This is a genomic window from Mesorhizobium sp. FG116 (genome assembly GCF_057809835.1).
This window is the reverse complement of the sequence record NZ_JBMDKS010000023.1, coordinates 1-23,159: the sequence shown is the minus strand read 5'-3', so window position 1 is coordinate 23,159 and position 23,159 is coordinate 1. Positions and strand designations below refer to the sequence as shown.

The window sequence follows — 23,159 nt, the reverse complement described above, 5'->3', positions numbered from 1 at the left end:
CCATGTTCAAAGGCCTCTCCCGCAACGACCTCATCCTGCTCATCGGCTTTACAGCCTTCGTGCTGCTGATGCCGATCATCCTGAAGCCAGTCGGCGCCGCCTATCCGGCGCTGATGCAGAAGTTCTGCATCTTCGGCATCTTCGCGATCGGCTTCAACATCCTGTTCGGCCTGACCGGCTACCTCTCGTTCGGCCATGCCGCCTTCCTCGGAGTCGGCTCCTATGCGGCGGTCTGGTCGTTCAAGCTGTTCACCATGAACATCATCCCGGCGATCTTTCTGTCGCTGTTCTTCGCCGCGATTTTCGCGGTTGTCATCGGCTATGTAAGCCTGAGACGGTCCGGCATCTACTTCTCGATCCTGACGCTTGCCTTTGCGCAGATGTGCTACAACCTCGCCTACTCGGTGCTGACGCCGCTCACCAATGGCGAGACCGGTCTGCAGTTGACCCTGAGGGACCCGCGCTGGATCGATGCCATGTTCCATGAGCCCGGCGCTGGCCTGCCCCGTGCGACGCTGTTCGGCCTCGACACCAGCGGTGGCGGACTTGGCGGCTTCTACCTTTGCGCGGTGATCCTGATCATCTGCTTCTACATCTCGATGCGCATCTTCCGCTCGCCTTTCGGCATGATGCTGCGCGCCATCAAGTCCAACCAGAACCGCATGCGCTATACGGGCTTCAACACCCGCCCCTATCTGCTGGCCGCCTTCGTCATCTCTGGCATGTATGCCGGGCTGGCCGGCAGCCTGATGGCCGCAACCGACCCGCTTGCAGGTGCCGAGCGCATGCAATGGACGGCTTCGGGCGAAGTGGTGCTGATGACGATCCTGGGTGGCGTAGGCACGCTGGTGGGCCCGGTCGTGGGCGCTGCCGTGATCAAGTACTTCGAAAACATCTTCTCGTCGTTCGGCCCGGACACGCTTCACAGCGTCTTCAGCTTCCTGCCCGACACCATCGAGAATGCTCTGGTTTCGTTCCTCTCACTGTTCGTCGGCGAAGGCTGGAACCTGACGCTCGGCGTCATTTTCGTCCTGCTCGTCATCTTTATGCCGGGTGGCATCATCGAAGGCCTGCGCCGCCTGTGGGTCATCTTCACCCGGAAGCGCGGCGGGGGCGATGCCATCCCTGCCGCACCTCACCCCCAGCCGGCGGAGTAGACCGATGAGCGAGAAGAATATCGTCCTGCACGTCGCCGATGTTCACAAGCGGTTCGGCGGACTTCACGCACTCGCCGACGTCGACCTGCAGGTCGAGGAAGGCACCGTGCACGCAATCATCGGTCCGAACGGCGCTGGCAAGTCCACATTGCTCAACGTGTGCGTCGGCCGCATCAAGCCGGACCAGGGACAGGTGGTCTTTGCCGGCGAAGCGCTGAACAACCACCAACCGCACGAGATCAACCAGTTGGGCGTCAGCCGCGTGTTCCAGACACCGGAGATTTTCGCCGATCTCTCCCTGCTCGAAAACGTCATGATCCCCGCCTTTGCGAAGCGCGACGGATCGTTCCGCTTTAACGCTTCTGCACCCGTCAGCACACAGAAGGACATTCGCGAAAAGGCGGAGGCGGCACTTGAAGATGTCGGTCTCTTGAACAGGCGCAATGTCGAGGCCGGAAGCCTTTCGCGCGGCGACAAGCGCCGCCTGGAACTGGCGATGTGCCTTGTGCAGAACCCGCGCCTGCTTTTGCTCGATGAGCCGACAGCCGGCATGTCGCGCCACGACACCAACAGCACGATCGATCTTCTCAAGCGCATCAAGAGCCGCGGCATGACCAAGGTGATCATCGAGCACGATATGCACGTGGTGTTTTCACTCGCGGACAAGATCAGCGTGCTTGCGCAAGGTCGCATCATAGCAGACGGTACGCCGGAAGCCGTGCGAGCGAACCCCAAGGTCAAGGAAGCCTATCTTGGGGAGGCACAGACATGAACATGGCCGCGCATCACGACAAAGACTTCACGGGGGGAGCGACAACAGTGTCGGACAACGAAGTCGAGCCGTTTTTCAGCGTCAAGGACATCCACGCCTATTACGGGGAATCCTATATCGTCCAGGGCGTATCATTCGACATCCGCAAGGGCGAAATCCTGTCGCTGCTTGGCCGCAACGGTGCAGGCAAGACGTCGACCTTGCGCACCTTGGCGCGTGTCGCGTCCCCTCAACTGGCCTCGGGTGAAATCTGGCTTGAGGGCAAGCCCATCCACAAGCTGAAGGCCCACCAGGCGGCCAAGGCGGGCGTGCAACTGGTTCCCGAGGACCGGCGCATCATCGGTGGCCTGTCGGTGGAAGAAAACCTGATCCTGGCGCAGGTTGCCGAGCCGAAGGGCTGGGAATTGCAGCGCATCTACGAACATTTTCCGCGTCTGGCCGAACGACGCAAGCAAGAGGCGACGACGCTTTCCGGCGGCGAGCAGCAGATGCTTGCCGTGGCGCGCGCGCTGGCCCGTGACATCAAGATCCTCTTCCTTGACGAGCCCTACGAAGGCCTTGCACCGGTCATCGTGCAGGAGATCGAGAAGATTGTTCAGCAGATCCGCGACATCGGCATCACCACGATCATCGTGGAGCAGAACGCGGTCGCAGCGCTTAGGCTTTCGGACCGCGCCGTCATCATGGACACGGGCACCGTCGTGTTCAGCGGCACGGCCAAGGAAGTCCTCGAAAACAGCCAGCTTCGCCACGAATATCTGGCGATCTAGGCCAGTAAGGAAAGACGCTCCAGCGAAGACGCCGCCATCGGCGTCTTCGTGCTTTTCAGGGGTATCGATGGAACCGCGGGGCGATGGCCTCGTACTTGGACCAACGCTGCTGGCTAAATCCCCTCGCCCTTGATCGACCGCAACAGATCGGCGGCGGCCGCGAAATCTCGCTTTCGTTGCGTGCGGCGGGCGGTCGCCTCGGCGTCCTGTCCCCAATGTTCGACCTGCCAGTCTTCATCGACGTGCGCGGCAAGCCAGGCACCTTCGACGTCCAGTTCCGAAGCGTCCAGCGCCAAGGCAAGCAAGGCCGAACCCGTCAGCGACGTCATGACGTGCAGGCATGCCAAACGGAACGGGTCAGCATCTTTGGCAAGATGCGCACCAAGAATGGCGATCGATTCACGCGGCTGTTCGACATGGACCACGCCCTCGGCCAGATTGAAACGGGCACTTAACGCGGACTGGACCCAATCCAGCACCGGGTCCCAATGGCTGTTCTGGCGCTCCACCAAGCCTTGCGGTGCATCGGCGCGATAGCAGAGCATGTCCGAGGCGGCAAAGCGCAGGATATCTTCCAGCACCGCCTGCGGGTCGGACGCCACACCGTCGATGGCCGTATTGACCAGCCGCAGGACCGGCATCGATACCGGATCTATGACGTCCTTCTGCGCCTCGAATTCCGCAGCAACAAGCATGGCAGCCCGTTCGGTTGGCAGAGCCAGCAACGCCTTTCCCGGCGTGCGCACGGATTTTCCATCGAGGAGCACGGCAAAGCCAGTCACGTCCCTGGAAACAGAGGCGTGCTTGTAGAAGCGCTTGGGCAAAGGCGTCTTCATCTGGATTTGCGCGCGGCGCGTGGGGTCCGGATCAGACAGATGGTTGCCGGCTTCGAGATCGTTCAGAACGTCACGCATCGGACTCTCTCACTGGGTGCGGGCTCACAGGGTGCGAGGGTTTGCATCGCGGTGTTCAAGCGTCGTCCTCGGCGCTTTGCATGTCGAAGCCGATCAGGTTCCAGCTCTGGCGCATGTGGTGCGGCATCGGTGCGGTGACATCGATCTTGCCGCCGTCGGGATGCGGGATGACGATGCGGCGCGCATGCAGATGCAGACGGTTCTGGACACCGCCGGGGAATTCCCAGTTGGTGTCTGCCTCGAAGTATTTGGGATCGCCGATGATCGGGCAACCGAGATATGCGGCGTGAACGCGCAACTGATGGGTGCGGCCGGTATAGGGCTCCATTTCCAGCCAGCTTAGCGTCTGCGCGGCCTGTTCGACGATGCGATAGTAGGACACGGCATGATCCGCGCCCTTTTCGCCATGCTTGGCAACGCGCACGCGGTCGCCGTCCGGCGTTGGCTCCTTGATCAGCCAGGTCGAGATCTTGTCCTCGCGCTTGGGCGGCACGCCCTTCACCAAGGCCCAATACGTCTTCTTCGTCTCGCGGGCGCGAAACGATTCCGACAGCTTCATCGCGGCGAGACGCGTGCGGGCGACGACCAGCACGCCGGAGGTATCGCGGTCGAGACGGTGGACGAGGCGCGGCTTCTCGCCCTTCTTGTTGCGCAAGGCTTCAAGCATGTCATCAACGTTGCGCGTGACGCCTGAACCACCCTGCACGGCCAGCCCCGCCGGCTTGTTGAAGACGTAGACCTTGGCGTCTTCATGCAGCAGCATCTTGGCCAGAACGTCGCCGTCATCCTGATTGCGGATGGAATGGCCGGTGAGCTGGGTATCGCCCTTCTTGTCGACTTCGAGAGGTGGAACCCGGATCACCTGGCCCGGCTCGACCCTAGTGTCCGTCTTGGCGCGGCCGCCATTGATGCGGACCTGGCCCGAGCGCAGCAGCTTTTGCAGGTGACCGAAACCCAGTCCCGGGAAATGAGTTTTGAACCAGCGGTCGAGCCGCATGCCGGCCTCGTCGGGCCCAACCGTGATCTGTTCTACGCCTGCCATATGCCTGTCCGTCTGGTCGCCGTGCATTTCAGGATGCACAAATGACGATCCGTCTTTTGGTTCGATCATCCGATACATGCGAAGGCTTCGCGTTCGGGCCGATGCTCCATCTGGATGCGGGCAATAGCACCAAGTGCCGGCATTTGCGAGCCGACTTGCAGCCGCAGCTAAGCGCCGCGCTCCTTGCGCAGCTTGGCCCAGTATTCCAGCCGCTTTCGCACTTCCCTTTCGAAGCCGCGTTCGGGCGGATCGTAGAAGGTCTGGCGGCCCATCTTCTCCGGAAAATAATCCTGGCCGGAGAAGGCGTCCGGCTCATCGTGGTCATAACGATAGCCGGCGCCGTAGCTCTCTTCCTTCATCAGCTTGGTCGGCGCATTGAGGATATGCTTCGGCGGCAGAAGCGAGCCGTGCTCCTTGGCGGCGCGGGTGGCGGCCTTGAAGGCGGTGTAGACGGCATTCGACTTGGGAGCGGTCGCCAGATAGACGCAGGCCTGCGCGAACGCCAGTTCACCCTCGGGCGAACCCAGATAGTCGTAGGCATCCTTCGCCGCATTGGCGACGACAAGCGCTTGCGGATCGGCGAGACCAATGTCTTCGACAGCCATGCGGACCAGCCGTCGGCCGAGATAAAGCGGATCCTCACCAGCATCGAACATACGGCAAAGATAGTAGAGGGCCGCATCGGGATCCGAGCCGCGCACCGATTTGTGCAAGGCGGAAATCAGATTGTAATGGCCGTCCTGCCCCTTGTCGTAGATCGGCGCGCGGCGCTGGACTATGCGCGTGAGGCCTTCGGTATCGAAGACTTCTCCCGGCTTGGCGGCACGCCACACCTCTTCCGAAAGCGTGAGCGAGGCGCGGCCATCGCCGTCCGCCATGCGCACAAGGGCACCCCGCGCCTCTTCATCAAGCGGCAGCGGCTTTCCCTCGGTTTCCTCGGCGCGTAGCAAGAGCTTGGCGATGCTGTCCTCGTCCAGCGAGTGAAACACGAGAACGCGCGAGCGCGACAGAAGCGCGGCGTTGAGTTCGAACGAGGGATTTTCCGTTGTCGCGCCAACCAGAATGACGGTGCCGTCTTCCATGACCGGAAGAAAGGAATCCTGCTGGGCGCGGTTGAAGCGATGGATCTCGTCTACGAAGAGCAAGGTCTGGCGGCCATTGGCGCGGCGCAGACGGGCGGCTTCGAACACCTTTTTCAAATCGGCTACGCCGGAAAAGATGGCCGAGATCTGCTCGAAACCGAGGCTGGTTTCACCGGCGAGCAAGCGCGCGACGGTCGTCTTGCCGGTACCTGGAGGACCCCAGAAGATCATCGATCCAAGCGACCCCGACGCGATCATGCGGGTCAGCGCACCATCCGGCCCGGTCAGATGTTCCTGGCCGACGACTTCGCTCAGATTGCGTGGACGCAGCCGATCGGCAAGCGGCCGGCCAAGCGGCGCTTTTTCCGGCTCATCAGGACTGAAAAGATCGGCCATTTTTCCAAACCGTCAAGCAGGCCGGACCATCCGGTCCGGCTTGGTCACTTTCGGCGATGGGATCTAGTAGCGCAACACCTGGCGAAGCAACTGACCATTGCGTTCCACGGTAAAGCGCCACCAACGCGTACTCTGCTGGGCGGCGTCGGCCAGCTTCCTGGCATTGTCGATGGTCTGGCCATTGACCTCGCGCACGATGTCACCCGGTTGGAAGCCGAAATCGGCAGCAGGCGAGTTGCGGTCGATATCGACCACCGCCACACCCTTCAAGTCAGAGGCCATACCGAGCCGCTGGGCAAGACGGGGCGAGAGTTCCGCCACCTTGGCTCCGGCAAAGGGACTGCGGCCGCGCAGCAGGATTTCAGCGGAAGCTGCACCCTCCGGCGCGCGGACCAGCGCGATCTCCAAGGTCTTTTCCTCGCCCTTGGAGAGTACGCCCAATTCGGCGTTCGACCCGATCGGCTGCGTCGCCAACCGGTAGCCCAGCGCATCGACGTTTTCGATGACGGCGCCATTGAAGGCGAGCACCACATCGCCCGGCTTCAGCCCGGCCTTTTCAGAGGGGCCGCCTGCCTCCACCGCCGAGACCAGCGCGCCGTGGGGCGATTCCATGCCAAGCGATTCCGCGATCTGCGGCGTTACCGGCTCGAAGGTAGCGCCTATGTACGGCCGCTCGAAGAAATCCTGACCGGACTTCGCGGCCTCGACAAAGGCGCGCACCATGTTGGACGGGATGGCAAAGCCGATGCCGATGGAACCGCCGCTGCGGCTGTAGATCGCGGTGTTGATGCCCACCAGTTGGCCGCCCATGTTGATAAGGCCGCCGCCGGAATTGCCGGGGTTGATGGCCGCATCCGTCTGGATGAAAAAGCCCGAATCCGAAATGCCGATATGGCTTCGCGCCAAGGCTGACACGATGCCGCTGGTCGTAGTCTGGCCGACGCCGAACGGGTTGCCGATGGCCAGCACCAGGTCACCAACCTGAAGCGCATCGGAATCGCCGATGGCAATGACCGGGAACGGCTTGTCGGAATCGATTTTCAGCACTGCGAGGTCGAGCGTTTCGTCCTTCAACATAACCTTGCTGTTGAATTCGCGACCGTCAGACATCGCGACCTTGACCTCGTCCGCATCCTTGATGACGTGGAAATTGGTCACGATTATGCCGGTCGGATCGACAAGAACGCCGGAGCCGAGAGAGGATTGGGCACGCGGTATCGAGCGGCCGAAGAATTCCTCGAAGAAAGGATCGCCATCGAAGGGCGATCTCACCTTGGCCGTCTGCGATGCGTAGACATTGACGACGGCCGGCGCGGTTTGCTTGACCAGCGGAGCGAACGAAAGCTGCATCTCTTCACGGCCGAACGGCACGCGCTGGTCGGGGCCAGCGGTCGCCTTGTCGCCCTCGACGCCATGCAGGAGATCGGTGAGCACATCAGACAGGCCTGGCTCATCGCTCTTCTTCTCCTGTGCCACCGCCTGATAGCCAAGCGGCGCGGCCAGAAACAGCATCAGCGAACCGACAATGGCAACAGTTAACTGCTTGGCGCGCATTCGCGAATCCTCCGGGCACAATCGCGCGCCATTGTCGCGACGATTGTGCAAAATGAAAGGCTGCCGGACCGATTTTTGGCTATTGTTTTGATGTTACAGCCTTGGGCCGGCCTCGATGCGGGCAGCAATCTCGGAAAAGCCGTTGCGGCGGGCATGGTCTAGCGGCGAAACCCCTTCCCTGTCGGGAATATTGCGCGCGCCGGCATCCACGAGGAGGCCGACGATTTCCTGATAGATCGGGCCGCCGTCTCCCAGGATCACCGCTTCGATCAATGCCGTCCAGCCGAGATTGTTGACGTGATCGATATCGATGCCGGTTCCAAGCAGGACACGCACCGCATCGGGATGGCCGTGATGCGATGCAGGAATCAGCGCCGTGCCGCCATAGCGGTTGGTGTCCTTGAGGTTTGCCTTGCCGGTCGCCAGGATTGCCTTCAGGATTTCGGTACGGCCCTCGGCACCAGCGTAAAGAAATGGCGTGTCCTTGATCGCATCCTTGGCGTTGACGTCCGCGCCGGCGGCGATCAGCGCTTTTGCGATTTCGACCGCATCGGCATGGGTGGCAAGAAGCAGCGCGGTTCGCCCTTGAGCATCGCGCGCCTCCAGATCACCACCGGTCGAGATGATTTCGCGAACCTTGGGCAAATCCCCATTGGCAACGGCCTCAATCAGCATCGCCTTGTCCTTTCCGGCATTCGCCGAAGCCATGCCCGGAAAAACCGTTGCAGCAACAACGGCAAGCACCAAAAACACCGAGCGCATGACCATCCACGTTCACCACTTTCGTCACCGATCCATTGCCAGCGATGTAGTGGCATACGGCCAATAAAAAAGGGGCCCATAGGCCCCTTTGAACTGTTTCAAGAAAAACCGAAGCTTATGCGGCTTCGGTCTCGTTGGCGCTTTCAGCCTCGAGGCGATCACGATCGCCGGCGCCCTTGGCGGAGGTGTCGCGGTCAACGAACTCGATGACTGCCATTGCAGCGTTGTCGCCCTTGCGGAAGCCTGCCTTCATGATGCGCAGGTAGCCGCCGTTGCGGGTGGCATAACGAGGCGCAAGCGTCTCGAACAGGCGCTTGACGACGCCTTCATTGCCGATCTGGGCAATGACCTGACGGCGGGCGTGCAGGTCGCCGCGCTTGCCGAGCGTAACCAGCTTCTCGACGATCGGACGCAGGTCCTTCGCCTTCGGCAAGGTGGTGACGATCTGCTCGTGCTCGATCAGAGACACGGCGAGGTTGGCGAACATCGACTTGCGATGGCTGATGCTGCGGGCGAAGCGGCGGCCTTTAAAACCGTGGCGCATGGCTCTTTTCCTTCTTTAGTTGTTCAAGAGGCCACGGCCCCTGATGGTTTTCCGCATGACCGTCGAACCGGACGGCTCGCGCCGCCGATCCTCGGAATTCATGCTCAATACTGGTCTTCGTAACGTTTCGCGAGGTCTTCGATGTTTTCCGGCGGCCAATCCGGCACTTCCATGCCGAGGTGCAAGCCCATGGCCGCCAGCACTTCCTTGATCTCATTGAGCGACTTGCGGCCGAAGTTCGGGGTGCGCAGCATCTCGGCTTCGGTCTTCTGGATCAGGTCGCCAATGTAGACGATGTTGTCGTTCTTCAGGCAGTTGGCCGAACGGACGGAAAGCTCCAGTTCGTCGACCTTCTTGAGCAGGGCCGGGTTGAAGGCAAGCTCGGTGACCGCCTCGGTCGCGACTTCCTTCTGCGGCTCGTCGAAGTTGACGAACAGCGCAAGCTGGTCCTGCAGGATGCGGGCGGCGAAAGCCACTGCGTCCTCGCCGGTGACGGAACCGTCGGTCTCGATGGTCATGGTCAGCTTGTCGTAGTCAAGAACCTGGCCCTCGCGGGTGTTCTCGACCTTGTAGGAAACCTTCTTGACCGGCGAGTAGAGGCTGTCGACCGGGATGAGCCCGATCGGCGCGTCTTCGGCGCGGTTGCGCTCGGCCGGCACGTAGCCCTTGCCGGTGTCGACGGTGAATTCCATGCGGATTTCAGCGCCTTCGTCCAGCGTGCAGATGACGTGGTCGGGATTGAGGATCTCGACGTCGCCAACCGTCTGGATGTCGCCGGCGAGCACGGCGCCTGGGCCCTGCTTGCGCACAACCATGCGCTTGGGACCATCGCCTTCCATCTTGATGGCGATTTCCTTGATGTTGAGCACGATGTCGGTCACGTCCTCGCGGACACCGCCAATCGAGGAGAACTCATGCAAAACGCCGTCGATCTGGACGGCCGTTACGGCAGCGCCACGCAGCGACGACAAAAGCACGCGACGCAGCGCATTGCCGAGGGTGAGGCCAAAGCCACGCTCGAGCGGCTCGGCGACCAGAGTGGTCAAAGTCTTTTTCTTCGACGAGAACTCGACCTTGTTCGGCTTGATCAGTTCCTGCCAGTTTTTCTGGATCATGTTGCCTTCCTTCCGCTTCCCCACCACCATCCAATCGTGGTGGGCGATCTGGAAAATCGCAAAAGCGCCGGACGGCGCTTAAGCAACGAATTTTTGTGGGTCAGACGCGGCGCTTCTTGCGCGGGCGGCAGCCATTGTGCGGGATCGGCGTCACGTCGCGGATCGAGGTGATGGTGAAGCCGGCAGCCTGCAGAGCGCGCAGGGCGGATTCACGACCGGAGCCCGGACCGCAAACTTCGACTTCCAGCATGCGCATGCCGTGTTCCTGGGCCTTCTTGGCAACGTCTTCAGCAGCCATCTGCGCCGCGAACGGGGTCGACTTGCGCGAACCCTTGAAGCCCTGGGCACCAGCCGACGACCAGGCAATAGCATTGCCCTGCGCGTCCGAGATGGTGATCATGGTGTTGTTGAAGGTCGAATTGACGTGGGCAACGCCCGACGAGATATTCTTGCGTTCGCGACGGCGAACACGAGCGGCTTCCTTGGCCATGGTATTCCTTTCAGTTGATCTCTACACCGCCGTAATTCCAGCGGCTCCACCTTAACTAAGGGATCAAGGGAATAGGGCAGTAAGGGAGTATGCTCGGTAGCGGCTGACAACAGCGCTCTCACATATTCCCCTACTGCCTTACTCCCCTATTCCCCTAAATTACTTCTTCTTGCCGGCGATTGCCTTGGCAGGACCCTTGCGAGTGCGCGCATTGGTATGCGTACGCTGGCCACGAACCGGCAAGCTGCGGCGATGGCGCAGGCCGCGGTAGCAGCCAAGGTCCATCAGACGCTTGATGTTCATCGAAACTTCGCGGCGCAGATCGCCTTCGACCTGATAGTCACGGTCGATGGTTTCGCGGATCGCAAGAACCTCGGCGTCGGTGAGCTGGTTGACGCGGCGCTCAGCGGGAATGCCGACCTTGTCGACGATCTCCTGGGCAAACTTCTTGCCAATGCCGTGGATGTACTGAAGCGCGATGACGACGCGCTTGTTGGTCGGAATGTTGACGCCGGCTATACGAGCCATCTTCTCTCTTCTCCATGTGGGCCGGGCGACCTTTCGGCCTGACCGACGCTGTTTAAATGACCCGCGTCCGGTGGAGGCCGGCCCTTGCGGGTGTTCCTTATACAAAGCAAGCGACTTGTCCGCACGGACAGGTTAAGCTCATGCCTGATAGGGAGACGGGCCGCCATACTCCAGCCAGTCCACCCCGTCAAGGGCAAGCAGTCAGATTTATTAACGGCCCTTGCCCAGCAGCGCGTCGATCTGCCCGCTGACCGCATCGATACTGGCCATTCCGTCAACGCCCTTGAGCATTTTCTTGGCATGGTAGTAGCCGATCAACGGCGCGGTCTTCTTGTAATATTCGCGCAGCCGTTCCTCGAAAACCTCGGGATTGTCGTCTTTCCGGACCGGCTGACCGGCAGCTTTGGCTTCTTCCGCCCGCTTGACGATGCGACCCACCAGCGCTTTGTCGTCAACCACCAGTTCGATCACCGCATCCAGTGCGATACCGCGTTCGCCAAGCATGGCCTCGACCGAGTCGGCCTGCGCAAGCGTGCGCGGGTATCCATCCAGGATGAAGCCCTTGGCGCAATCGGGCTGGTCGATACGCTCAGCCACGATGGCGTTGACGATGGCATCGGAGACAAGCTCTCCGGCATCCATGACGGCCTTGGCCTTGAGGCCGACCGGTGTCTTTGCCGCCACCGCAGCGCGCAGCATGTCGCCCGTGGAAAGCTGGGGTATGCCGTACTTTTCTACCAGTCTCTGTGCTTGCGTCCCCTTGCCCGCGCCTGGCGGTCCAAGCAGTATCAGCCTCATTTTCCTCTCTTGCCCCCGCGCAGCTTCGACTTCTTGATCAGCCCTTCATATTGATGCGCGATCAAGTGGCCTTGGATCTGCGCGATCGTATCCAGCGTTACACTGACAACGATCAGAAGCGAAGTACCACCAAGGTAGAACGGCACGCCGGTGGCGGCAATCAGGTATTCAGGCAGGAGGCAGACCGCGACAAGGTAGATCGCGCCCACCACCGTTATGCGGGTCAAGACGTAGTCGATGTACTCAGCCGTGCGTTCGCCCGGACGATAGCCCGGAATGAAGCCCGAATGCTTCTTCAACTGATCGGCCGTGTCCTTAGGATTGAACACGATTGCCGTATAGAAGAAGGTGAAGAACGCGATCATGCCGCCATAAAAGAGCATGTAAAGCGGCTGACCGTGACCAAGCGCGGACAAGACAGACGCAGCCCAAGCCGGCATGTTCTGCGTGTTGGAGAAACCAGCAAGCGTTGCCGGCAGCAGCAACAACGACGAAGCAAAGATCGGCGGGATAACGCCCGAGGTGTTGAGCTTGAGCGGCAGGTGCGACGTGTCGCCCTGGAACATGCGGTTGCCGACCTGGCGCTTCGGATACTGGATCAGCAGGCGGCGCTGGGCACGCTCGAAGAAAACGATCAGCGCGATAACGATAACAGCAAGCACCATGATAGCCAGCACCAGGCCCGTAGACAGGGCACCGGTACGGCTCAATTCCAACGTGCCGCTGATTGCAGCAGGCATGCCTGCAACGATACCGGCGAAGATGATCAGCGAGATGCCGTTGCCGATGCCGCGTGCGGTGATCTGTTCACCCAGCCACATCAGGAACATTGTTCCGCCGGTCAGCGTGATGACGGACGAAATCTGGAAGAACAGGCCGGGGTTGGTAACGATATTGTTGCCGCTGGATAGGCCCACGGCGATGCCGTAGGACTGGACGATCGCCAGAAGCACCGTTCCGTAGCGGGTATACTGGTTGATGATCTTGCGGCCCTGTTCGCCTTCCTTCTTGAGCGCCTCAAGGGAAGGAATGACCGAGGTCATCAACTGCATGATAATCGATGCCGAAATGTACGGCATGATGCCCAGCGCAAAGATCGCCATGCGCTCGACCGCGCCGCCGGCAAACATGTTGAACATGCCAAGCACGCCGCCGCTCTGCTGCTGGAAGGCCTGCGCAAAAGCTTCGGGGTTGATACCAGGCAGCGGAATGTAAGTGCCGAGCCGATAGACGAACAGCGCACCCAGCGTAAACCAGATGCGCTTCTTCAAGTCCTCGGCCTTGGCGAAGGCCGCAAAATTCAGATTGGAAGCAAGTTGTTCAGCAGCCGAAGCCATGCATGTTTCTCCGCAGGATGACGCGGGAGGCCCGCTTCGGGCGGCGCGTGTCACCGAAGCCCCGAAATAGGCTTGGCGCAACCAAGATGCAAGCGGCCGCTTTGACGCGACCGCTCACAATTGGGTGGTTATTCAGCAGCAGCCTGCTCGGGCAGCTTCACCGAACCGCCGGCCTTCTCGATCTTCTCGATCGCGGCCTTGGAGGCACCGGCAACGTCAAAGGCAAGCTTTGCCTTCAGTTCGCCATCGGAAAGGACGCGTACGCCGTCCTTGACGCGGCGAATGACGCCGGCCTTGACGAGCGCCTCGGCGGTCACGGCTTCCTTGGCGTCGAGTTTCTTGGCATCGATCGCAGCCTGGATGCGGGCCAGCGAAACAACAGCAAAGCTCTTGGCGAAGATGTTGTTGAAGCCGCGCTTCGGCAAGCGACGATAGAGCGGCATCTGGCCACCCTCGAAGCCGTTGATGGCCACGCCCGAGCGGGACTTCTGGCCCTTGACGCCGCGGCCGCCGGTCTTGCCGGAGCCGGAGCCGATGCCGCGACCGAGACGCTTCTTCGAATGGGTCGCGCCTTCGTTGTCACGTAGATCGTTGAGTTTCATTTCCGTTCTCCTGCGCTCTGGCTCAGGCCTCGTCCACGACGCGGACGAGGTGCGAGACGGCGGCGATCATGCCGCGCACTGAAGGAGTGTCTTCCAGCGTGCGCTTGCGATGCATCTTGTTGAGGCCGAGGCCGACCAGCGTTGCGCGCTGTTCCTTCGGGCGGCGGATCGGCGAACCGATCTGCTCAACGGTGATGGTCTTGGTTGCTTTCTTGGCCATGGTCAAAATCCCCTGGTCAACGCGACTATTCTTCAGCCGCTACGGCATTGCCGCGGCGGGCCTGAAGGGTCGAGTACTTGATGCCGCGAGCAGCAGCCACATCCTTCGGATGCATCTGGCTCTTCAGCGCGTCAAAGGTGGCGCGAACCATGTTGTAAGGGTTCGACGAACCCATCGACTTGGCGACGACGTCGTGCATGCCGAGCGTCTCGAAAACGGCGCGCATCGGACCGCCGGCGATGATGCCGGTACCCTGCTTGGCGGCACGCAGAAGAACGCGGCCAGCGCCCCAACGGCCTTCAACATCGTGGTGAAGCGTACGGCCCGAGCGCAGCGGCACGAAGATCATGTCACGCTTGGCGGATTCAGTCGCCTTGCGGATGGCTTCCGGCACTTCACGGGCCTTGCCGTGGCCAAAGCCAACGCGGCCCTTCTGGTCGCCGACGACGACGAGTGCTGCAAAGCCGAAACGCCGGCCGCCCTTGACGACCTTGGCTACGCGGTTGATGTGTACGAGCTTGTCGACGATGCCGTCGTCGCGCTCTTCGCGGTCACGGCCACGCTCGCGGCCGCCTTCCCTACGTTCCTGTGCCATATCCTAGTTCCTTGTTCTTTTCCGGAAGCACGGGTTGCTGAAATGCCGGCGCCACGTTTCAGGTCGCCGGCGGCGAAAAATCAGAAGTCGAGGCCACCCTCACGCGCCGCCTCGGCCAAAGCCTTGATACGGCCGTGGTAGATGTACGAGCCACGATCGAAAACGACCTGCTTGACGCCGGCCTTGCCTGCGCGTTCCGCGATCAGCTTGCCAACCGCAGCCGCAGCAGCGGTGTCTGCGCCGGTCTTCTTGGTCGCGCGGAAGTCCTTCTCCAGCGTCGAAGCTGCCGCAATGGTGTGACCCTTAGCATCGTCGATGATCTGGACGTAGATGTTCTTCGAGGTGCGATGCACCGAAAGACGCGGCCTGCCGTTGGAAACCGCCTTCAAGTGACGACGGATACGCGCAGAGCGGCGCTGGATAGATTCTTTCAAAGCCATGGCTTTTAGTTCCTGCCTTGTAAAACGGGGGTTGCCACATGCGGTAGACGAATGCTCCCGCGGCAACGCCCCGTGGCGTTGTAGTTACGAACTTACTTCTTCTTGCCTTCCTTGCGGAGGATCTTCTCGCCGGCGTAGCGCACGCCCTTGCCCTTGTAAGGCTCAGGACCGCGATACTCACGGATTTCCGCCGCAACCTGGCCGACCTGCTGCTTGTCGATGCCCGTCACGCTGATTTCGGTGGGCTTCGGAACAGCAATCGTAATGCCTTCCGGCGTCTGGTAGACGACATCGTGGCTAAAGCCAAGTGCAAGCTGCAGGTTCTTGCCCTGCATCGCGGCACGATAGCCAACGCCGGTGATTTCAAGCTTCTTTTCAAAGCCATCCTTCACGCCGGTCAGGATGTTGACGATCTGCGTGCGGGACATGCCCCACTTCGAGCGAGCCGCCTTCGAGGTGTCGCGCGGCTGCACGGCGATTTCGCCGTCCTCCAGCTTGACCAGAACCTCGTCGTTGACGACGAACTTCAGCTCACCTTTCGGACCCTTGGCCGTGACGGTCTGACCGTCGACCGACGCGGTCACGCCCTGCGGCACGGATACGGGCTTCTTTCCAATACGAGACATTTGTTGTCCTCGTCACTCTTCGTGTTTCAAGTCAGCCGGATCAGAATATCTGGCAGAGAACTTCGCCACCGACATTCTGTTCGCGAGCATCGTGGTCAGCCATAACGCCCTTCGGCGTCGACAAGATGGCAATGCCGAGACCATTGGCAACCTGCGGGATCGACTTGGCCGAGACGTATACGCGGCGGCCGGGCTTCGAAACGCGCGAGATCTCGCGCACCACAGGCGAACCGTCGAAATACTTCAGCTCGATGTTGATCTCGGACTTGCCGTTGTCGAAATCGGTCTGGCTATAGTCGCGGATGTAGCCTTCGGCCTTCAGAACATCCAGGACGCGGGCACGCAGACGCGAGGCCGGGGTCGACACGGTCGACTTCTTACGGCCATAGGCGTTGCGGATGCGGGTCAGCATATCGCCGAGAGGATCGCTCAATGACATGTGATGTCCTCCTTACCAACTCGACTTGACCAGGCCGGGAATCTGGCCGTTGTTGCCGAGATCGCGCAGGGCGATACGGGAAACCTTGAGTTTACGATAGAAAGCCCGCGGACGACCGGTGATTTCGCAACGGTTGCGGATACGGATACGCGCCGAATTACGCGGCAGCGCGGCCAGCTTGAGCTGGGCGCGGAAGCGCTCTTCCATCGGCTTGGACTGATCCATGATGATGGCCTTCAGCGCCTTACGCTTGGCAGCGTACTGGTCCACAAGCTTGCGGCGCCGATTGTTCTTTTCAACTGAGCTGGTCTTTGCCATTTCAGATTTTTCCTTTGCTCGCTGCCGTTACTGGCGGAAGGGGAAGTTGAAAGCCTTGAGCAGCGCCCTGGCTTCGTCGTCCGTCTTCGCAGTCGTACAAACGATGATGTCCATGCCCCAGACCTGATCAACCTTGTCGTAGTTGATTTCCGGGAACACGATGTGTTCCTTGATGCCCATGGCATAGTTGCCACGACCATCAAAGCTCTTCGGATTCAGCCCGCGAAAGTCGCGGACGCGTGGCAGTGCGATATTCACCAGCCGGTCAAGGAACTCATACATGCGTTCCTGACGCAGAGTGACCTTGGTGCCGATCGGCATGTTCTCGCGAACCTTGAAGCCGGCGATCGACTTGCGGGCACGCGTGATGACGGGCTTCTGGCCAGCGATAAGCGCCAGATGCTCGGCGGCAACAGAAGGCTTCTTGGAGTCGGCCGTCGCTTCGCCAACACCCATGTTCAGCACGATCTTGTCGAGACGCGGAACCTGCATCTCGTTGTCGTATTTGAACTGCTCCTGAAGCGCCTTGCGAATGGTTTCGTTGTAAACCTTCTTCAGGCGCGGCGTATTCTGAGCCGTAGCTTGCTGAGCCTTAGCCATTGATCGTTTCTCCCGAGCGCTTCGCAAAGCGCACCTTCTTGCCGTCCTTCTCGAACTTGAAGCCGACGCGGGTCGGCTTGCCGTCCTTGGGGTCGGCCAGCGCAATGTTCGACAGATGGAGCGGCGCTTCCTTGGTGATGATGCCGCCTTCCTGGGACTGGCTCTGCTTCTGGTGGCGGCGAATGAGGTTCACGCCACGCACGACAGCGGTGTCTTCCTTCGGCTGAACCGAGAGGACCTCGCCGGAGCGACCCTTGTCCTTGCCGGCCAGAACGACAACCTTGTCGCCTTTACGGATCTTTTGCATTGTTGCGGCTCCTTACAGCACTTCAGGCGCAAGCGAGATGATCTTCATGTGGTTCTTGGCGCGAAGCTCGCGCGGAACCGGCCCGAAGATACGCGTGCCGACTGGCTCTTTCTTGTTATCGACGAGAACGGCCGCGTTCTTGTCGAAACGGATCACGCTGCCGTCCGGGCGGCGGATGTCCTTGGCCGTGCGAACCACGACCGCCTTCATCACATCGCCCTTCTTAACGCGGCCGCGCGGAATGGCTTCCTTGATCGACACCACGATGATGTCGCCGACGGATGCGTACTTCCGCTTCGAGCCGCCCAGCACCTTGATGCACATGACACGACGAGCGCCGGAATTATCCGCGACGTCGAGGTTTGTTTGCATCTGAATCATGACTGGCCGCCTTTTTCTTCTCTGTTGGGAAAGGAGTCACCTCTCCCCGGTCTGTCCAAAGTTCTTGCTACGCCAATCGCTCAGGCCTGGTCCGAAGACACGACGACCCAACGCTTATCCTTCGAAATCGGGGCCGATTCCTGGATGAACACGGTGTCGCCAACCTTGTGGGCGTTGTTTTCGTCGTGCGCCTTGTACTTCTTCGACATACGCACGGTCTTCTTCATCACGGGATGCGTGAAGCGCCGTTCGACCTTCACGACAACCGTCTTCTCGTTCTTGTCGCTGACGACGGTGCCCTGCAGAATGCGCTTTGGCATGGTTTTCGTCCTTATGCCTTCTTGGCCGCGGCTTTTTCAGCGGCGATGGTCTTGATGCGTGCGATGTCCTTGCGGACCTGCTTGACGCGCGCGGTCTTCTCAAGCTGGCCGGTAGCCTTCTGGAAGCGCAGGTTGAACTGCTCCTTCTTCAAGCTGGCGAGCTCGTCAGAGAGCTGGTCCTGCGTCTTCGAGCGAATTACTTCGGCTTTCATCTCAGCTCTTCCTTATTCTGCGATGCGCTGCACGAAGCGCGTGCGGACCGAAAGCTTGGCTGCGCCGAGACGCAGGGCCTCGCGCGCCGTTTCTTCCGACACACCGTCGATCTCGAACATGATGCGGCCAGGCTTCACGCGTGCTGCCCAATAGTCAACCGCGCCCTTGCCCTTGCCCATGCGGACTTCGGTAGGCTTCGAGGTGACCGGCAGATCTGGGAAAATCCGGATCCAGACGCGACCGGCGCGCTTCATTTCGCGTGTGATCGCACGGCGAGCCGCCTCGATCTCACGTGCTGTGACGCGGTTGGGTTCCAGCGCCTTCAGCCCGAAGCCACCGAAATCCAGGTTGGTACCGCCCTTGGCGGCGCCGTGGATGCGGCCCTTGAACTGCTTGCGGAACTTAGTGCGCTTTGGCTGCAGCATCTTACTTGCTCCAAATTCTCAATTATCTCAGGCGTTCTCGCGACGGCGAGCGCCGCTACGTTCGCCAGGATGCGCTTCGCCTTCGGTGGCGCGACGCTCGGATGCCATCGGATCGTGCTCGAGGATTTCACCCTTGAACACCCACACCTTGACGCCGCAGATGCCGTAGGCGGTCTGGGCTTCGGCCGTGCCGTAGTCGACGTCGGCGCGAAGGGTATGCAGAGGCACGCGGCCTTCACGATACCATTCCATACGCGCGATTTCAGCACCGCCAAGACGACCACCGCAGTTGATGCGGATGCCTTCGGCGCCGAGACGCATAGCCGACTGCACGGCGCGCTTCATGGCGCGGCGGAAGGCAATACGACGCTCGAGCTGCTGGGCGATCGACTGGGCAACCAGCGTTGCGTCGATTTCCGGCTTGCGCACTTCAACGATATTGAGGTGCGTTTCGGAATTCGTCATCTCTGTCAGCTTCTTGCGAAGCTTCTCGATGTCGGCGCCCTTCTTGCCGATGATGAGGCCCGGACGCGCTGCGTGGATGGTGACGCGGCACTTCTTGTGGGGGCGCTCGATCACGACCTTGGAAATCGCGGCCTGCTTCAGTTCCTTCTCAAGATACTCGCGGATCTTGATGTCTTCATGCAGCAGCTTGCCGTACTCGCCGGTGTTTGCGTACCAGCGGGAATCCCAGGTGCGGTTGATGCCGAGACGGAGACCGATAGGATTGATTTTCTGGCCCATTAAGCGGCCTCCCCTTTTTCCTCGACTTCACGAACAACGATCGTGAGGTGCGAAAACGGCTTCTCGATACGGCTGGCGCGACCACGGCCACGAGCGTGGAAACGCTTCATGACGATCGACTTACCGACATAGGCTTCGGCCACGATCAGCGCATCAACATCCAGATCATGGTTGTTTTCCGCATTGGCGATCGCCGATTCCAACGTCTTCTTGACGGTCTCGGAAATACGCTTGCGCGAAAATTCAAGATCGTTCAGCGCTGTGGCAACCTTCTTGCCGCGGATAAGCGCGGCAACCAGATTGAGCTTCTGCGGGCTGACACGGATCGTGCGCAGAACGGCACGCGCCTCGTTGTCAGCAAGCCTGCGCGGAGCTTTGGCCTTGCCCATCTGTTACTTCCTCTTTGCCTTCTTGTCCGCGCCGTGACCGTAGTAGGTACGGGTCGGAGCGAACTCACCGAACTTGTGACCAACCATGTCCTCGTTCACCGAAACGGGGACGTGCTTCTGGCCGTTGTAAACACCGAAGGTGAGACCGACGAACTGCGGCAAGATCGTGGAACGGCGGCTCCACATCTTGATCACCTCACTGCGACCACCTTCACGAACCTTGTCTGCCTTCTTCAGAAGGTAGCCGTCGATGAAGGGGCCTTTCCAAATAGAACGAGTCACTTGGCGTTACCTCTTCTTAGCTCTTGCGCTCGTGACGCGAACGCACGATGAACTTGTCGGTCGCCTTATTGGACCGCGTCTTCTTGCCCTTGGTCGGCTTGCCCCACGGGGTAACCGGATGACGGCCACCGGAGGTGCGGCCTTCACCACCGCCGTGCGGGTGGTCGACCGGGTTCATGGTAACGCCGCGATTGTGCGGGCGCTTGCCACGCCAAACGCTGCGGCCAGCCTTACCGTCGTTGATGTTGCCATGATCCGGGTTGGACACTGCGCCCACGGTGGCAAAGCACGAGCCGTGGACAACGCGCTGTTCGCCAGAGTTAAGGCGCAGGATCGCCATGCCCTGGTCACGACCGACGAGCTGGGCGTATGCGCCAGCCGAACGCGCGACCTGACCGCCCTTGCCCGGCTTCAGTTCGATGTTGTGGACGATGGTGCCGACCGGCATCGACGACAACGGCATCGCGTTGCCCGGCTTCACGTCGACCGATTCACCAGCCACGACCTTGTCGCCGGCCGCGAGGCGCTGCGGGGCGATGATGTAGTTGAGCTCGCCGTCCTCGTACTTGATCAGCGCGATGAAGGCGGTGCGGTTCGGATCATACTCCAGGCGCTCGACCGTACCGACGACATCCAGCTTGCGGCGCTTGAAGTCGATTATGCGGTAGGTGCGCTTGTGGCCGCCACCGATGAAACGGGCGGTGATGCGTCCGTAGTTGTTGCGGCCGCCGGACTTAGTCAAGCCTTCGGTCAGGCCCTTGACCGGCTTGCCTTTGTGCAGGCCCGAGCGGTCGACGATGACCAGCTGGCGGGTGCTCGGCGTAATCGGGTTATAGTGTTTCAAAGCCATGTTCTTGTCCTCGCCGCCTTACTCAGAGGCCCGTCGCGACGTCGATCGAATGGCCGTCGACCAAAGTCACGACTGCCTTCTTGACATCGCCCTGACGGCCGATTGTGCCGCGGAAGCGCTTGACCTTGCCCTTGCGGACAAGCGTGTTGACGGCCAGCACCTTGACGCCGAACAGCGCCTCGACAGCGGCCTTGATCTCAGGCTTCGACGCCTTCTTGGCGACGTTGAAGACCACCTGGTTCTGCTCGGAAGCCATGGTCGACTTTTCAGTGATCGCGGGCGAGACGATCACGTCGTAGTGACGAAGGTCGGTCATTTAAAGCGCTCCTCGAGAGCCTCGACCGCTGCCTTGGAAAGGACCAGCGTGCCGCGGCGCAGAATGTCATAGACGTTGATGCCCTGGATCGGCAGCACGTCGATGTTTGGAATGTTGGTCGCCGCCAGCTTGAAGTTGGCGTCGAGCTCGGCACCGCCGATCACCAAAGCGTTGGTCAGGCCGAGCGTCGCGAAATTCGCCACCAGCGCCTTGGTCTTCGCTTCGGCGAGCTTCAGATCGTCGATAATGATGATCGACGAGGCCTTGGCCTTGGCCGACAGCGCATGCTTCAGGCCCAGAGCGCGGATCTTCTTCGGCAGATCATGCTCGTGGCTGCGTGCGACGGGACCGTGTGCCTTGCCGCCGCCGCGGAACTGCGGAGCACGAGCCGAGTGGTGACGGGCGCGGCCGGTACCCTTCTGCTTGTACATCTTGGCACCGGTGCGCGCGATATCGGCGCGGCCCTTGGCCTGATGCGTACCCTGCTGCTTCTTGGCAAGCTGCCAGCGCACGACGCGCTGCAGAATGTCTTCGCGCGGATCAAGGCCGAAAATCTCCTCGGAGAGCTTGACCTTGCCGGCGTCTTTGCCGCCGAGCGTTGTGATCTTGATGTCCATTATTCCGCTCCCTCATTGGCCGGAGCATCGTTCTTCGCGGCAGCCTTGCCAGCGGCGCGGATCGCAGCAGGCTTCGGTGCGTTTGCCGGCAGCGCCACCTTGGCGGCGTCGCGAACCAGGATCCATGCGCCCTTGGTGCCGGGAACGGCGCCACGGATCAGGATGAGGCCGCGATCGGCATCGGTCGAAACGACCTCGACATTCTGCGTGGTGACGCGAACATCACCCAGATGGCCAGCCATCTTCTTGCCCTTGAACACCTTGCCGGGGTCCTGGCGCTGGCCGGTCGAACCGTGTACGCGGTGCGACAGCGAGTTACCGTGGGTCGCACGGCCGCCACCCATGTGGTGGCGCTTGATGACGCCCTGGAAACCCTTACCGGTGGTGGTGCCGGTCACGTCAACCTTCTGGCCAGGCACAAAATGCTCGACCGTCAACTCGGCACCGACATCAATGAGATTGTCGGCAGAGACGCGGAACTCGGCAACCTTCGCCTTCGGCTCGACGGAGGCGGCAGCGAAATGGCCGCGCATCGCCTTCGACGTATTCTTGACCTTGGCAAGACCAACGCCGAGCTGAACGGCGGTGTAGCCGTTCTTTTCCTGCGTGCGCTGCGCAACGACCTGGCAGTTCTCCATGCGAAGAACGGTGACGGGGACATGCTCGCCTGCATCGTTATAGATGCGGGTCATTCCCACCTTCTGTGCAATTACACCTGAACGCATCGGTTCGTTTTCCTTCAGAGGAGCTCCGGGGTTTCCCCCTGCGAGTTCTTGTTTAAGCTCTTAGAGCTTGATTTCGACATCCACGCCGGCGGCCAGGTCGAGCTTCATCAACGCGTCAACCGTCTGGGGAGTCGGATCAACAATGTCGAGGAGGCGCTTGTGGGTGCGCATCTCGAACTGCTCGCGGCTCTTCTTGTCGACGTGGGGCGAGCGGTTGACCGTGAACTTTTCGATCCGGGTCGGCAGCGGAATTGGGCCGCGGACATTGGCGCCGGTGCGCTTGGCCGTCGACACGATTTCCCGCGTCGAAGCATCGAGCACGCGGTGATCGAACGCTTTCAGGCGGATGCGGATATTCTGACCGTTCATCTCGTCATTCCTTGTTCTGGCGCGGCGCGGGCGATACCCCGCCCGCGACAGATCTGTTGTTCTTCTTACTCAACGATCGAAGCAACGATGCCGGCGCCGACGGTGCGGCCGCCTTCGCGG

The 23,159-nt window shown here is 60.8% G+C and carries 35 protein-coding genes; 3 read left to right on the top strand and 32 right to left on the bottom strand.

All coding sequences use genetic code 11. From position 1 onward, the window contains the following. Positions 1-2: 2 nt before the first annotated feature. The 3 genes from ACODTY_RS17400 to ACODTY_RS17390 are packed head-to-tail and all read left to right on the top strand — an operon-like array spanning position 3 to position 2,699. Entirely contained in the window at positions 3-1,157 is a 1,155-nt protein-coding gene (locus tag ACODTY_RS17400) for a branched-chain amino acid ABC transporter permease (protein WP_488995466.1), read from the top strand. Positions 1,158-1,161: 4 nt separating this feature from the next. Then, a complete protein-coding gene (locus ACODTY_RS17395) occupies positions 1,162-1,929 on the top strand; it encodes an ABC transporter ATP-binding protein (protein WP_488995465.1) in 768 nt (255 codons plus the stop codon). 2 nt (positions 1,930-1,931) lie between these two features. Continuing rightward, positions 1,932-2,699, top strand: coding sequence for an ABC transporter ATP-binding protein (locus tag ACODTY_RS17390; RefSeq protein WP_488995521.1), 768 nt, complete (start codon positions 1,932-1,934; stop codon positions 2,697-2,699). Between the two features lie 113 nt (positions 2,700-2,812). Here the strand turns inward: ACODTY_RS17390 and ACODTY_RS17385 are convergent, their stop codons facing one another. The 32 genes from ACODTY_RS17385 to rpsJ all read right to left on the bottom strand — a co-directional run bounded on the left by ACODTY_RS17385 (position 2,813) and on the right by rpsJ (position 23,039). Continuing rightward, positions 2,813-3,613, bottom strand: a complete 801-nt coding sequence (locus tag ACODTY_RS17385; RefSeq protein WP_488995464.1) for an ATP12 family chaperone protein — start codon at positions 3,611-3,613, stop codon at positions 2,813-2,815. A gap of 55 nt (positions 3,614-3,668) precedes the next feature. After that, complete coding sequence (locus ACODTY_RS17380; RefSeq protein WP_488995463.1) at positions 3,669-4,655, bottom strand: RluA family pseudouridine synthase; 987 nt, start codon at positions 4,653-4,655, stop codon at positions 3,669-3,671. Positions 4,656-4,822: 167 nt separating this feature from the next. Next, the gene (locus tag ACODTY_RS17375) at positions 4,823-6,133 is read right to left on the bottom strand and encodes a replication-associated recombination protein A (RefSeq protein ID WP_488995462.1); all 1,311 of its coding nucleotides are present in this window, start codon (positions 6,131-6,133) and stop codon (positions 4,823-4,825) included. Between the two features lie 63 nt (positions 6,134-6,196). Next, positions 6,197-7,687: a DegQ family serine endoprotease gene (locus ACODTY_RS17370; protein ID WP_488995461.1), complete on the bottom strand. Its 1,491-nt coding sequence runs from the start codon at positions 7,685-7,687 to the stop codon at positions 6,197-6,199. Between the two features lie 93 nt (positions 7,688-7,780). Then, positions 7,781-8,455, bottom strand: coding sequence for an ankyrin repeat domain-containing protein (locus ACODTY_RS17365; protein ID WP_488995460.1), 675 nt, complete (start codon positions 8,453-8,455; stop codon positions 7,781-7,783). 109 nt (positions 8,456-8,564) lie between these two features. Beyond that, positions 8,565-8,993: a 50S ribosomal protein L17 gene (gene rplQ, locus ACODTY_RS17360; protein ID WP_488995459.1), complete on the bottom strand. Its 429-nt coding sequence runs from the start codon at positions 8,991-8,993 to the stop codon at positions 8,565-8,567. Positions 8,994-9,097: 104 nt separating this feature from the next. Further along, positions 9,098-10,108: a DNA-directed RNA polymerase subunit alpha gene (locus ACODTY_RS17355; RefSeq protein ID WP_488995458.1), complete on the bottom strand. Its 1,011-nt coding sequence runs from the start codon at positions 10,106-10,108 to the stop codon at positions 9,098-9,100. A 100-nt stretch (positions 10,109-10,208) separates the two neighbouring features. Next, positions 10,209-10,598, bottom strand: coding sequence for a 30S ribosomal protein S11 (gene rpsK / locus ACODTY_RS17350; protein ID WP_024924781.1), 390 nt, complete (start codon positions 10,596-10,598; stop codon positions 10,209-10,211). 159 nt (positions 10,599-10,757) lie between these two features. Beyond that, a complete protein-coding gene (gene rpsM, locus ACODTY_RS17345; RefSeq protein ID WP_035032425.1) occupies positions 10,758-11,126 on the bottom strand; it encodes a 30S ribosomal protein S13 in 369 nt (122 codons plus the stop codon). Positions 11,127-11,336: 210 nt separating this feature from the next. Further along, on the bottom strand, positions 11,337-11,924 hold the full coding sequence (locus ACODTY_RS17340; RefSeq protein ID WP_488995457.1) for an adenylate kinase: 588 nt from the start codon (positions 11,922-11,924) through the stop codon (positions 11,337-11,339). Beyond that, a complete protein-coding gene (gene secY, locus ACODTY_RS17335; protein ID WP_488995456.1) occupies positions 11,921-13,261 on the bottom strand; it encodes a preprotein translocase subunit SecY in 1,341 nt (446 codons plus the stop codon). The genes ACODTY_RS17340 and secY overlap by 4 nt, the downstream gene beginning before the upstream one ends. 128 nt (positions 13,262-13,389) lie before the next feature. Continuing rightward, a complete protein-coding gene (gene rplO, locus ACODTY_RS17330; RefSeq protein WP_488995455.1) occupies positions 13,390-13,863 on the bottom strand; it encodes a 50S ribosomal protein L15 in 474 nt (157 codons plus the stop codon). A 22-nt stretch (positions 13,864-13,885) separates the two neighbouring features. Beyond that, a complete protein-coding gene (rpmD, locus tag ACODTY_RS17325) occupies positions 13,886-14,083 on the bottom strand; it encodes a 50S ribosomal protein L30 (protein WP_488995454.1) in 198 nt (65 codons plus the stop codon). A 25-nt stretch (positions 14,084-14,108) separates the two neighbouring features. Beyond that, complete coding sequence (gene rpsE / locus ACODTY_RS17320; RefSeq protein WP_056244666.1) at positions 14,109-14,678, bottom strand: 30S ribosomal protein S5; 570 nt, start codon at positions 14,676-14,678, stop codon at positions 14,109-14,111. An 80-nt stretch (positions 14,679-14,758) separates the two neighbouring features. Further along, positions 14,759-15,118: a 50S ribosomal protein L18 gene (gene rplR / locus ACODTY_RS17315; protein ID WP_488995453.1), complete on the bottom strand. Its 360-nt coding sequence runs from the start codon at positions 15,116-15,118 to the stop codon at positions 14,759-14,761. Between the two features lie 92 nt (positions 15,119-15,210). Continuing rightward, positions 15,211-15,744 (bottom strand): 50S ribosomal protein L6, encoded by a 534-nt coding sequence (rplF, locus tag ACODTY_RS17310; protein WP_488995452.1) that lies wholly within the window; start codon positions 15,742-15,744, stop codon positions 15,211-15,213. A 40-nt stretch (positions 15,745-15,784) separates the two neighbouring features. After that, complete coding sequence (gene rpsH, locus ACODTY_RS17305) at positions 15,785-16,183, bottom strand: 30S ribosomal protein S8 (RefSeq protein ID WP_488995451.1); 399 nt, start codon at positions 16,181-16,183, stop codon at positions 15,785-15,787. A 12-nt stretch (positions 16,184-16,195) separates the two neighbouring features. Further along, positions 16,196-16,501: a 30S ribosomal protein S14 gene (gene rpsN, locus ACODTY_RS17300; RefSeq protein ID WP_056244679.1), complete on the bottom strand. Its 306-nt coding sequence runs from the start codon at positions 16,499-16,501 to the stop codon at positions 16,196-16,198. 27 nt (positions 16,502-16,528) lie between these two features. Further along, positions 16,529-17,101, bottom strand: coding sequence for a 50S ribosomal protein L5 (gene rplE, locus ACODTY_RS17295; RefSeq protein ID WP_056244682.1), 573 nt, complete (start codon positions 17,099-17,101; stop codon positions 16,529-16,531). Continuing rightward, a complete protein-coding gene (gene rplX / locus ACODTY_RS17290) occupies positions 17,094-17,408 on the bottom strand; it encodes a 50S ribosomal protein L24 (RefSeq protein WP_056244685.1) in 315 nt (104 codons plus the stop codon). The genes rplE and rplX overlap by 8 nt, the downstream gene beginning before the upstream one ends. 12 nt (positions 17,409-17,420) lie before the next feature. Continuing rightward, the gene (gene rplN / locus ACODTY_RS17285) at positions 17,421-17,789 is read right to left on the bottom strand and encodes a 50S ribosomal protein L14 (protein ID WP_024924768.1); all 369 of its coding nucleotides are present in this window, start codon (positions 17,787-17,789) and stop codon (positions 17,421-17,423) included. An 80-nt stretch (positions 17,790-17,869) separates the two neighbouring features. After that, on the bottom strand, positions 17,870-18,109 hold the full coding sequence (gene rpsQ, locus ACODTY_RS17280) for a 30S ribosomal protein S17 (RefSeq protein WP_056244688.1): 240 nt from the start codon (positions 18,107-18,109) through the stop codon (positions 17,870-17,872). Between the two features lie 11 nt (positions 18,110-18,120). After that, complete coding sequence (gene rpmC / locus ACODTY_RS17275) at positions 18,121-18,321, bottom strand: 50S ribosomal protein L29 (protein WP_056244691.1); 201 nt, start codon at positions 18,319-18,321, stop codon at positions 18,121-18,123. 12 nt (positions 18,322-18,333) lie between these two features. Continuing rightward, positions 18,334-18,747: a 50S ribosomal protein L16 gene (rplP, locus tag ACODTY_RS17270; RefSeq protein WP_056244694.1), complete on the bottom strand. Its 414-nt coding sequence runs from the start codon at positions 18,745-18,747 to the stop codon at positions 18,334-18,336. A 27-nt stretch (positions 18,748-18,774) separates the two neighbouring features. Next, positions 18,775-19,491, bottom strand: a complete 717-nt coding sequence (gene rpsC / locus ACODTY_RS17265; RefSeq protein WP_056244697.1) for a 30S ribosomal protein S3 — start codon at positions 19,489-19,491, stop codon at positions 18,775-18,777. Further along, complete coding sequence (gene rplV / locus ACODTY_RS17260; RefSeq protein WP_056244701.1) at positions 19,491-19,880, bottom strand: 50S ribosomal protein L22; 390 nt, start codon at positions 19,878-19,880, stop codon at positions 19,491-19,493. The genes rpsC and rplV overlap by 1 nt, the downstream gene beginning before the upstream one ends. A 3-nt stretch (positions 19,881-19,883) precedes the next feature. Beyond that, positions 19,884-20,162, bottom strand: coding sequence for a 30S ribosomal protein S19 (gene rpsS / locus ACODTY_RS17255; protein ID WP_056101454.1), 279 nt, complete (start codon positions 20,160-20,162; stop codon positions 19,884-19,886). A gap of 16 nt (positions 20,163-20,178) precedes the next feature. Beyond that, a complete protein-coding gene (gene rplB, locus ACODTY_RS17250; RefSeq protein ID WP_488995450.1) occupies positions 20,179-21,012 on the bottom strand; it encodes a 50S ribosomal protein L2 in 834 nt (277 codons plus the stop codon). 22 nt (positions 21,013-21,034) lie between these two features. Beyond that, positions 21,035-21,328: a 50S ribosomal protein L23 gene (locus ACODTY_RS17245; RefSeq protein ID WP_488995449.1), complete on the bottom strand. Its 294-nt coding sequence runs from the start codon at positions 21,326-21,328 to the stop codon at positions 21,035-21,037. Beyond that, the gene (rplD, locus tag ACODTY_RS17240) at positions 21,325-21,945 is read right to left on the bottom strand and encodes a 50S ribosomal protein L4 (RefSeq protein WP_488995448.1); all 621 of its coding nucleotides are present in this window, start codon (positions 21,943-21,945) and stop codon (positions 21,325-21,327) included. Before rplD ends, ACODTY_RS17245 begins: the two co-directional genes overlap by 4 nt. Further along, positions 21,945-22,670 carry a 50S ribosomal protein L3 gene (rplC, locus tag ACODTY_RS17235; protein WP_488995447.1) on the bottom strand — a complete coding sequence of 242 codons (726 nt, stop codon included), beginning with the start codon at positions 22,668-22,670 and terminating at the stop codon, positions 21,945-21,947. The genes rplD and rplC overlap by 1 nt, the downstream gene beginning before the upstream one ends. 60 nt (positions 22,671-22,730) lie before the next feature. Then, a complete protein-coding gene (rpsJ, locus tag ACODTY_RS17230) occupies positions 22,731-23,039 on the bottom strand; it encodes a 30S ribosomal protein S10 (protein WP_006205468.1) in 309 nt (102 codons plus the stop codon). Positions 23,040-23,159: the final 120 nt, after the last annotated feature.

What these genes read in the sequence shown, in the direction of transcription:
- ACODTY_RS17400 (WP_488995466.1), top strand. Translation starts at nt 3, where the DNA reads ATGTTCAAAGGCCTCTCCCGCAACGACCTCATCCTGCTCATCGGCTTT.
- ACODTY_RS17395 (WP_488995465.1), top strand. Translation starts at nt 1,162, where the DNA reads ATGAGCGAGAAGAATATCGTCCTGCACGTCGCCGATGTTCACAAGCGG.
- ACODTY_RS17390 (WP_488995521.1), top strand. Translation starts at nt 1,932, where the DNA reads ATGGCCGCGCATCACGACAAAGACTTCACGGGGGGAGCGACAACAGTG.
- ACODTY_RS17385 (WP_488995464.1), bottom strand. Translation starts at nt 3,613, where the DNA reads ATGCGTGACGTTCTGAACGATCTCGAAGCCGGCAACCATCTGTCTGAT.
- ACODTY_RS17380 (WP_488995463.1), bottom strand. Translation starts at nt 4,655, where the DNA reads ATGGCAGGCGTAGAACAGATCACGGTTGGGCCCGACGAGGCCGGCATG.
- ACODTY_RS17375 (WP_488995462.1), bottom strand. Translation starts at nt 6,133, where the DNA reads ATGGCCGATCTTTTCAGTCCTGATGAGCCGGAAAAAGCGCCGCTTGGC.
- ACODTY_RS17370 (WP_488995461.1), bottom strand. Translation starts at nt 7,687, where the DNA reads ATGCGCGCCAAGCAGTTAACTGTTGCCATTGTCGGTTCGCTGATGCTG.
- ACODTY_RS17365 (WP_488995460.1), bottom strand. Translation starts at nt 8,455, where the DNA reads ATGGTCATGCGCTCGGTGTTTTTGGTGCTTGCCGTTGTTGCTGCAACG.
- rplQ (WP_488995459.1), bottom strand. Translation starts at nt 8,993, where the DNA reads ATGCGCCACGGTTTTAAAGGCCGCCGCTTCGCCCGCAGCATCAGCCAT.
- ACODTY_RS17355 (WP_488995458.1), bottom strand. Translation starts at nt 10,108, where the DNA reads ATGATCCAGAAAAACTGGCAGGAACTGATCAAGCCGAACAAGGTCGAG.
- rpsK (WP_024924781.1), bottom strand. Translation starts at nt 10,598, where the DNA reads ATGGCCAAGGAAGCCGCTCGTGTTCGCCGTCGCGAACGCAAGAATATC.
- rpsM (WP_035032425.1), bottom strand. Translation starts at nt 11,126, where the DNA reads ATGGCTCGTATAGCCGGCGTCAACATTCCGACCAACAAGCGCGTCGTC.
- ACODTY_RS17340 (WP_488995457.1), bottom strand. Translation starts at nt 11,924, where the DNA reads ATGAGGCTGATACTGCTTGGACCGCCAGGCGCGGGCAAGGGGACGCAA.
- secY (WP_488995456.1), bottom strand. Translation starts at nt 13,261, where the DNA reads ATGGCTTCGGCTGCTGAACAACTTGCTTCCAATCTGAATTTTGCGGCC.
- rplO (WP_488995455.1), bottom strand. Translation starts at nt 13,863, where the DNA reads ATGAAACTCAACGATCTACGTGACAACGAAGGCGCGACCCATTCGAAG.
- rpmD (WP_488995454.1), bottom strand. Translation starts at nt 14,083, where the DNA reads ATGGCCAAGAAAGCAACCAAGACCATCACCGTTGAGCAGATCGGTTCG.
- rpsE (WP_056244666.1), bottom strand. Translation starts at nt 14,678, where the DNA reads ATGGCACAGGAACGTAGGGAAGGCGGCCGCGAGCGTGGCCGTGACCGC.
- rplR (WP_488995453.1), bottom strand. Translation starts at nt 15,118, where the DNA reads ATGGCTTTGAAAGAATCTATCCAGCGCCGCTCTGCGCGTATCCGTCGT.
- rplF (WP_488995452.1), bottom strand. Translation starts at nt 15,744, where the DNA reads ATGTCTCGTATTGGAAAGAAGCCCGTATCCGTGCCGCAGGGCGTGACC.
- rpsH (WP_488995451.1), bottom strand. Translation starts at nt 16,183, where the DNA reads ATGTCATTGAGCGATCCTCTCGGCGATATGCTGACCCGCATCCGCAAC.
- rpsN (WP_056244679.1), bottom strand. Translation starts at nt 16,501, where the DNA reads ATGGCAAAGACCAGCTCAGTTGAAAAGAACAATCGGCGCCGCAAGCTT.
- rplE (WP_056244682.1), bottom strand. Translation starts at nt 17,101, where the DNA reads ATGGCTAAGGCTCAGCAAGCTACGGCTCAGAATACGCCGCGCCTGAAG.
- rplX (WP_056244685.1), bottom strand. Translation starts at nt 17,408, where the DNA reads ATGCAAAAGATCCGTAAAGGCGACAAGGTTGTCGTTCTGGCCGGCAAG.
- rplN (WP_024924768.1), bottom strand. Translation starts at nt 17,789, where the DNA reads ATGATTCAGATGCAAACAAACCTCGACGTCGCGGATAATTCCGGCGCT.
- rpsQ (WP_056244688.1), bottom strand. Translation starts at nt 18,109, where the DNA reads ATGCCAAAGCGCATTCTGCAGGGCACCGTCGTCAGCGACAAGAACGAG.
- rpmC (WP_056244691.1), bottom strand. Translation starts at nt 18,321, where the DNA reads ATGAAAGCCGAAGTAATTCGCTCGAAGACGCAGGACCAGCTCTCTGAC.
- rplP (WP_056244694.1), bottom strand. Translation starts at nt 18,747, where the DNA reads ATGCTGCAGCCAAAGCGCACTAAGTTCCGCAAGCAGTTCAAGGGCCGC.
- rpsC (WP_056244697.1), bottom strand. Translation starts at nt 19,491, where the DNA reads ATGGGCCAGAAAATCAATCCTATCGGTCTCCGTCTCGGCATCAACCGC.
- rplV (WP_056244701.1), bottom strand. Translation starts at nt 19,880, where the DNA reads ATGGGCAAGGCCAAAGCTCCGCGCAGGCTTGCTGACAACGAGGCGCGT.
- rplB (WP_488995450.1), bottom strand. Translation starts at nt 21,012, where the DNA reads ATGGCTTTGAAACACTATAACCCGATTACGCCGAGCACCCGCCAGCTG.
- ACODTY_RS17245 (WP_488995449.1), bottom strand. Translation starts at nt 21,328, where the DNA reads ATGACCGACCTTCGTCACTACGACGTGATCGTCTCGCCCGCGATCACT.
- rplD (WP_488995448.1), bottom strand. Translation starts at nt 21,945, where the DNA reads ATGGACATCAAGATCACAACGCTCGGCGGCAAAGACGCCGGCAAGGTC.
- rplC (WP_488995447.1), bottom strand. Translation starts at nt 22,670, where the DNA reads ATGCGTTCAGGTGTAATTGCACAGAAGGTGGGAATGACCCGCATCTAT.
- rpsJ (WP_006205468.1), bottom strand. Translation starts at nt 23,039, where the DNA reads ATGAACGGTCAGAATATCCGCATCCGCCTGAAAGCGTTCGATCACCGC.